Raw genomic sequence first — 7,500 nt, 5'->3', positions numbered from 1 at the left:
ATCTCCCCCAAGAGCTCATATCGACGGGGAGGTTTGGCACCTCGATGTCGGCTCGTCACGTCCTGGGGCTGGAGAAGGTCCCAAGGGTTGAGCTGTTCGCTCATTAAAGTGGCACGCGAGCTGGGTTCAGAACGTCGTGAGACAGTTCGGTCCCTATCTGTAGTGGGCGTTAGATATTTGAGGGGACCTGTCCTTAGTACGAGAGGACCGGGATGGACGAGCCTCTGGTGGACCTGTTGTGGCGCCAGCTGCAGCGCAGGGTAGCTACGCTCGGATGAGATAAGCGCTGAAAGCATCTAAGTGCGAAACTCACCCCAAGATGAGATATCTTTCAAGGGCCGTGGGAGACGACCACGTCGATAGGCGGCAGGTGTAAAGCTGGAGACAGCACAGCCGAGCCGTACTAATTGCCCGGAGGCTTCCGCGCCCCAAAGCGCGTACCCTGGTGACCCTTCTCTCGACCCAATATGACAAACGAACGTCCCCACATCATTAGCAGTAGAGATACTGAAAGATAATGGTGGCTATGTCGCGGGTGTCCACCTCTTCCCATTCCGAACAGAGAAGTTAAGCCCCGCCGAGCCGATGGTACTGCGGTCACACGCGGGAGAGTAGGTAGCCGCCAACCCCATCCTCAGACCCCGCCCGCGCAAGCAGGCGGGGTCTTCTGCGTTAAAGGGGATAGGGGAATAGGGAGAGGCGTTGGTTTTCTCCTATTTATCCGCTAGTTTAGAAGGTATGAGTAGTTTTCCGTTCCTTCCTATATTAATAGGCTTGTTCTGCAGTTTCCTACTTCTGCTTCTTATACATTTTTTAGGGATAAGAATTAGAAACCGAATAGAGTTCTCTCAGGAATACTTCCTTTCTTCCGTTCTCACTCAAACCAAATCCGCCCAGAAATTCCGGAATAGACTTCTCTTTGTTAATAGGTCTTTTTTCGTTCTTTCCTTTGCTGCCGCTGTTTTCTTTTTGGTAAGCAGCAATAATGAGAAATTCCTAAAGCAAAATGAAGTTGTTATATTTGATGACTCTTGGAGTATGCTATCTTCATTAGTGGATAGTAAGCGAACTAAACTTGAACAGGTAAAGCAAGATTTGAGTAGATATGGTACTGCATCTGTAGGGTTAGCTTTTCAAACTACTTCTGGGAGAACACTTCCTTTAGATTCCTTACCTCATCTAGCTCCTTCGTTCTTCCAATCTTCTAAATTGTTTTCTCAAGCCTTTACTGTATCTAGGTCTTCTCGTTTAATACTAGCTTCTGACTTTCAAAGAAATACTTACACTAGGGATAACTTGAAGAAATTGGCTGAAAATGGGCCTATTACCTTGGTAAATTATGCTTCAGTGGCGGGGAATGCTTCAGTTGATTCAGTCTGGATAGAAACTCCTATTTTGCTTCCTGGTCGTGATGTCAATCTCTTTATCAGACTTCAAATTTCTGATAAAAGAGTTGGAGATGTATTAAAAGTCAGAGTGTTGCAGGGTGGAGCTCAGATTGGTTCTGCAGAAATAGTACCTAATGGCAGAAGACTAGTAAACACTCAAATTCCTATTAAGCCTCAATTGAATGAGGCTTTATCTCTTTCCATCCAAATTGAAGAAAGTAAAAATAGATTCGATAATGTGTATTTTGTAGTCTTACCTGGCTCTGACTACATTCAATTATCTGTTGTACCTGAGTTGGCCAATAGCCACCCTTTTAAAAGAGCAATACAAGAAGAAGCTGGTTTTAAGATTGTAGATCAAGTATCTGAAAAGTCGTCTGTTTGGTTGTTCCAACCATCTAATTCTTTTGGTAAAAGTATTATCAAAGATGTTCAAGATTGGTTAGCCAAGGGTAAATCCATAATCATTGTGCCTACTACTAACTCAGCTGAACATATAAAAGGTTTATTGAAAAGCTTAGGGGTAAAGGGGATTGTTGTTAATCCCTCCAAACAACCATCACAATTGGCTCAGCCTGATTTTTCTGATCCTTTCTTCTCAGATGTATTTGAACAGAAGATTAGAAAGCTTTCCATGCCTTCTGGTACTTCTGTCCTTTCTTGGCAGAGCTCTTACCATTCAATATTAAACTATCAAGGTGGGTCTCCATTTTTAAGTTCTTTTAAAGTGGGTGGTGGGACTATCCACTTGTTTTCAGGTCCTGTTGAAAATACGGAATTCTCCCAACACCCACTTTTTGTTCCTGTTTTGTTTCAATTGATACTAGACTCAAAATCAAGTTCTTTTGCTACCTTTTCGGCAGGTTCTAAAAACATGTTTATTCCTCTACTAAACAAAGGGGAACAAGAGGAGAGGTACGAATTGGAAAGGTTAGAGCAAACCTTCTTGCCGGATCAGAAGCGGCTTCCGAATGGAATTGAGATGTACCTTCCAGATGAATTGAACACACCTGGCTTCTATGATGTGCTAAGGAACGGCCTACCTGTTTATACTATAGCTATAAACCTTCCAGCTGCGGAATCAAAATTGGAAGGGTATTCAAAAGAAGAACTTGAGGATATATTTGAGGATGATAAATTTGACGTGACCGTAATTCAGGCAGATGAAGTACAATCTTTACAGAAAGAACTTGAAAGGAAACCTGAAGTGAGCCACCTTGAGAAATATTTTCTAATATTGTGCCTGCTATTACTCCTAGTTGAGATAATTGTTTTAAGAAATAAGAAAGGTGAACTTACTGCTTAAGAATATCATCATAATTGACTCAAATTCAAGTTGGGCGAATAAGGGCGTTGACCTGCATATTAAGAATGGAGTGATACAAAGAGTTGGTTATTCTCTAGAAGCACAAGGCGCTGATGTTATTGAAGAGCCGGGCTTACATTGTTCTTTGGGTTGGTTTGATATGAATGCTCATATAGGTGAACCTGGTTTTGAGCAAAGAGAAAATTTTGAATCTTTTGTTACCGCGGCTTCTTATGGTGGATTTACAGAGGTAGCGGTATTGCCTAATTTGAATCCTATTACCCAGTCTCGCTCTTCAGTACAAGCTCTGAAATCTAACAACACTGTTTCGCAAGTCACTATTCATCCCATTGGGGCAGTAACTGAAAATTGTGTAGGGAAGGATTTAGCTGAATTATTGGATCTACATCAGGCTGGAGCAGTAGCCTTTTCAGATGGTGATCGTTCTATCCAAACAGCAGACACCCTCATAAAAGCCTTGAACTACTTAAGCCTTACCGGGAGTCTGCTGATCAACAGGTCTGAAGACAGCAAAATGGCTTTGGGCGGTCAGATGCATGAGGGATTAGCCAGTACACGGCTTGGGCTAAAAGGTATTCCTTCTTTAGCTGAAGACAGTCAGGTTATCAGGGATCTTCAAATTCTTGAATACGCACCAGGTAGATTGCATTTTTCTCAAATTTCTACTGCCTCTGCTGTTGAAGCCATTAGGAATGGAAAGAAAAAAGGGTTGGCCATCTCCTGTGATGTGGCATCCTATCAATGTGCTTTCATAGATGCGTCCATTGTTCCCTTTGATTCTAATTATAAAGTAAGCCCTCCTTTTAGAGGAGAAGAAGATAGGCTTGCTATTCTGGAGGGGTTAGCTGATGGAACAATAGATGCTTTAGTATCTGCCCATACTCCCTTAGAGACAGAAGCAAAACAGTTGGAGTTTGATGATGCGCACCCAGGCATCATTAATAGCCAGACTTCCTTTTCCATCGCGAATGAGACATTGTCTGGTAAATTAACAATACAGCAGCTTATTTATAAGCTCACATACGGCCCAAGAATCATCTTACAGCTACCCGTTCCATCTTTTGAAGAAGGCAGTATTGCAAATCTCACTCTTTTTCACCCAGATAAGGAATGGGAGTTTAACCAATCTAATAATGCCTCTTTATCCAATAATTCTCCTTTTCTAGGGAAGAAACTCAAGGGTCTGGTGTATGGCACCATACATAACAATAGATTTAGCAAAAACCCGGCTTACGTTGTAGCCTAAAACAAAAGTATGATGGTAGACACTTCCGTTATTAAGGTGAGTAGTAGGTATGGAGTGTTGGGAGGTGTAGTTAGCTTTGTCTTCGGGTTAGCCCTTTACCTTCTCTATAAGCAGAACCCATACAGCGAGCAAACAGAATTATTTTCCACCCTCATTTTTGTTCCTGTCTTTGTTTTTCTGGGAGTTAAATATTTTAAAAAGTATATTAATCCAGAATTAAGTTTTGCCGAAGCTTTCAAAGTGGCCATCCTGATTACTTTGTTTCTGGCAATAACCGTAGCCCTGTTACAACTGCTCTATACTCTGATCTTAGGGCAGGACTTGGTTCCTCAATTTATACTAGAGGCTCAAACAGAACTAGTGAAAAGCAAATTGGAGCTCACCAAGAGTGTAGGGGTAGACAACTATGAGATGATGTTGAAGGAAGTGAGCAACAGAAGCGCACTTTCCTTAGGCCTGAAGCAGATAACGCTTCGGTGGTTGGTGGGTTTTTTTGTTAGCATCGTTTCTGCCGTCTTTTTTAGAAAATAGCATAAAACCAAACCTTATACCTAACCAACATTACAATGGACAATTCTGTAACAGCATCCAACCCTTCTGTGACCACAGTTTCAGTGGGTATCCGCTATGGCCTTATAACTGGCCTTGTTTCTGCGCTTTATCTGGTTATCCTTTATCTAACAGATAATTCTACTACTTGGTGGCTGGGGCTGTTGGGGATTGTCATTCCAATTGTGGGCATGGTGCAAGCCTTTAAACACTTCAGAGAAGCAAATGGGGGATTAATGTCGTATGGCCAGGCAATCGGAATTGGTACCCTCATGGGGCTGGTCTCCGGAATTATTACGGCTATTACAGCATACGTCTATATAGAATTTGTAGATCCTTCCGTTTTAGAGGCTCTCAAGGCTGGACAGATTGAAATGCTGGAGAAGTTTAACCTGCCAGAAGACAAGTTAGACGAAGAAATTGCCAAATTAGAAGAGTCCACCACCGCTGGTAAGCAAGCTTTGTCAAGTTTGATTGGCGGTCCTGTGGGAGGTTTCATTTTGTCTCTAATTATAGGAGCCATCATGAAGAAGAAGAGACCCGAGTTTGAATAATTAGTGCATGCAACAACAGATAGACATTTCCATAGTGGTTCCTCTCTTAAATGAAGAGGAATCGCTCCCAGAGCTTACCCAGTGGATAGACCGTGTGATGAAGACACACGGTTTTATTTATGAGGTTATTTTAGTAGATGACGGTAGCACAGATGCGTCTTGGAAAATCATTCAAGAACTGGCTTCCCGCCAGCCTGAAATCAGGGGCATACGTTTTAACAGAAATTACGGTAAATCGGCAGCCTTGAATACCGGCTTTAAAGAGACCTTAGGCCGCGTAGTGATTACCATGGATGCAGATTTGCAGGATAGCCCTGAGGAAATTCCCGCCTTGTATGACATGATTGTTAAAGAGGGGTATGATCTGGTTTCTGGCTGGAAAAAGAAGCGCTATGATCCCTTAAGCAAAACGGTTCCTACTAAACTCTTCAATGCGGCCACTAGAAAGATCTCAGGAATTAAACTCCACGACTTTAATTGTGGACTAAAGGCCTATGATCAACGCGTTGTAAAAAGTGTAGAGGTGTACGGAGAGATGCACCGATATATTCCGGTGATTGCGAAGTGGAATGGCTTCGGAAAGATTGGTGAGAAAGTAGTACAACACAGAGAAAGGCAGTTTGGTACCACTAAGTTTGGACTGGAACGGTTCATATATGGCTTTTTGGACCTGATGTCCATCACCTTCGTTTCCAGATTCAAGAAAAGACCCATGCACTTCTTCGGGAGCCTAGGCACCATTTCTTTTATCCTGGGCTTTCTTATCTCCTTCTGGTTAATGGCTGAAAAGGTGTATTACTCATTCCAAAACCTGGCGGTAAGAAATGTGACAGACCAACCCTTGTTCTTCCTGGCACTGGTAGCGGTGATAGTAGGTATGCAACTGTTTCTGGCAGGCTTCTTAGCGGAGATGATTTCCCTAACCGGTAAAAAGGAAAACGAATATCTTATCAGAGATACCGTAGGGCTTCAAGATTAATGGCGTACATCATATTAATTGGACCCGCCCATCCATTCAGGGGCGGCATAGCAGCATTTAACGAGCGCCTAGCTCAGACATGGCAAGCTATGGGTCATAAAGTGGATATTATCACTTTCACCGTACAATACCCCGCCATTCTTTTTCCAGGAAAGACGCAATATTCAGATAGTGACCGTCCGGAAGGTATTTCCATAAAGAGGGAATTGAATTCAATTAATCCTTTATCATGGGTTAAAGTAGGCTGGAAGGTAAAGAAAGCAAAGCCAGATATTCTATTTCTCCGTTTCTGGCTGCCATTCCTAGCACCCAGCCTTGGAACAGTAGCTCGAATTGCCAAGACCAATAAATCTACAAAGGTCATTGCTTTAACTGACAATGTGATTCCTCATGAGTCGCGTCCAGGAGATGAACTCCTAACCCAATACTTTATAAATGCATGTGACGCTTTTGTTTCCATGTCCAAATCGGTGACTGAGGATTTAGCTAAGTTCACTGATAAGAAGGAAGTCTTCTTTCAACCTCATCCTTTATATGACGTGTTTGGTCCAGCCATAGAAAAGCAAGAGGCCAAAAGACAGCTTGGGCTTTCAGACAAACCGTACCTCCTGTTCTTTGGTTTTATAAGAGAGTACAAGGGACTGGATTTGTTATTGGAGGCAATGGCAGATGTGAGGCTAGCTAATTTGAATCTGAACTTGATTGTTGCCGGGGAATATTATGAGGAGAAGGAGAGATATGAGGCAATCATAGAAGAAAGGAAACTAGGGAAAAGGGTGGTATTACATACAGAGTACATACCAGATACACAAGTAGCAGCATACTTCTGTGCGAGTGATCTGGTAGTACAGCCTTATAAGACGGCAACCCAAAGTGGAGTAACTCAAATAGCCTACTATTATAACAAGCCAATGGTAGTAACTAATGTAGGTGGGCTGCCAGAGATAGTGCCAGCTGGAAAGGTAGGATATGTGGTTTCTATTAAGGTAAAAGCAATTGCCGATGCAATCTATGACTATTATAGTAATGAGAGAGAAGCTAGCTTTGTAAAAGGAGTGCAAGAAGAAAAGAAGCGTTTTAGTTGGGAAGTAATGGGTAAAGGCATCCTAGAATTAGCTGGGAGATTATAATAAGGGAAAAGAAAAAGCCTTTCCCGGAAATGAATGCCCCTGCGCTGCAGCGGGTTAGGCCGGGAGAGCCGCTTTTCTTTACAAGGGCCCTTGCCTGCTCGAGAAATCCGCCTACCTTTGCACTCCCTTCCAGCGAGGGGTTCTCAACCGAAAGGGCGGAGAAAAAGAGAGGAAAAAAATCTCGCAATCGTTGTTGAAAGTCTGAAGCGCGTTTGCTACCTTTGCACTCCCTTCTAAAAAGGAGGCCTGGAGCTGACAGAGCAACGGGAAAAGAGAAAAAAATCTTGCACGGGGTTTGGAAATCGAAACAAGTTTCCTACCTTTGCA

The 7,500-nt window shown here is 42.8% G+C and carries 6 protein-coding genes and 2 rRNA genes (1 of these 8 running past the window's edge); all 8 read left to right on the top strand.

Features of this window, described 5'->3' with window-relative positions; genetic code table 11:
- Positions 1–427 (top strand): 23S ribosomal RNA (locus GU926_RS09825) (it extends 2,467 nt beyond the left edge of the window).
- An 89-nt stretch (positions 428–516) separates the two neighbouring features.
- Positions 517–628, top strand: a 5S ribosomal RNA gene (gene rrf, locus GU926_RS09820).
- A 110-nt stretch (positions 629–738) separates the two neighbouring features.
- Complete coding sequence (locus GU926_RS09815) at positions 739–2,694, top strand: hypothetical protein (RefSeq protein WP_160691380.1); 1,956 nt, start codon at positions 739–741, stop codon at positions 2,692–2,694.
- The gene (locus GU926_RS09810; RefSeq protein ID WP_160691378.1) at positions 2,678–3,961 is read left to right on the top strand and encodes a dihydroorotase; all 1,284 of its coding nucleotides are present in this window, start codon (positions 2,678–2,680) and stop codon (positions 3,959–3,961) included. The genes GU926_RS09815 and GU926_RS09810 overlap by 17 nt, the downstream gene beginning before the upstream one ends.
- A 9-nt stretch (positions 3,962–3,970) precedes the next feature.
- Positions 3,971–4,492, top strand: coding sequence for a DUF4199 domain-containing protein (locus tag GU926_RS09805; RefSeq protein WP_160691376.1), 522 nt, complete (start codon positions 3,971–3,973; stop codon positions 4,490–4,492).
- A gap of 35 nt (positions 4,493–4,527) precedes the next feature.
- Positions 4,528–5,064 (top strand): DUF4199 domain-containing protein, encoded by a 537-nt coding sequence (locus GU926_RS09800; RefSeq protein WP_160691374.1) that lies wholly within the window; start codon positions 4,528–4,530, stop codon positions 5,062–5,064.
- A 7-nt stretch (positions 5,065–5,071) separates the two neighbouring features.
- A complete protein-coding gene (locus GU926_RS09795) occupies positions 5,072–6,043 on the top strand; it encodes a glycosyltransferase family 2 protein (protein WP_160691372.1) in 972 nt (323 codons plus the stop codon).
- Positions 6,043–7,173: a glycosyltransferase gene (locus GU926_RS09790; RefSeq protein ID WP_160691370.1), complete on the top strand. Its 1,131-nt coding sequence runs from the start codon at positions 6,043–6,045 to the stop codon at positions 7,171–7,173. Before GU926_RS09795 ends, GU926_RS09790 begins: the two co-directional genes overlap by 1 nt.
- Positions 7,174–7,500: the final 327 nt, after the last annotated feature.

The sequence above is a fragment of the Nibribacter ruber genome (assembly GCF_009913235.1).
GTDB classification, from domain to species: Bacteria; Bacteroidota; Bacteroidia; order Cytophagales; family Hymenobacteraceae; genus Nibribacter; species Nibribacter ruber.
This window is presented reverse-complemented; position numbering and strand designations above follow the sequence as displayed.

What these genes read in the sequence shown, in the direction of transcription:
- GU926_RS09805 (WP_160691376.1), top strand. Translation starts at nt 3,971, where the DNA reads ATGATGGTAGACACTTCCGTTATTAAGGTGAGTAGTAGGTATGGAGTG.
- GU926_RS09790 (WP_160691370.1), top strand. Translation starts at nt 6,043, where the DNA reads ATGGCGTACATCATATTAATTGGACCCGCCCATCCATTCAGGGGCGGC.
- GU926_RS09815 (WP_160691380.1), top strand. Translation starts at nt 739, where the DNA reads ATGAGTAGTTTTCCGTTCCTTCCTATATTAATAGGCTTGTTCTGCAGT.
- GU926_RS09800 (WP_160691374.1), top strand. Translation starts at nt 4,528, where the DNA reads ATGGACAATTCTGTAACAGCATCCAACCCTTCTGTGACCACAGTTTCA.
- GU926_RS09795 (WP_160691372.1), top strand. Translation starts at nt 5,072, where the DNA reads ATGCAACAACAGATAGACATTTCCATAGTGGTTCCTCTCTTAAATGAA.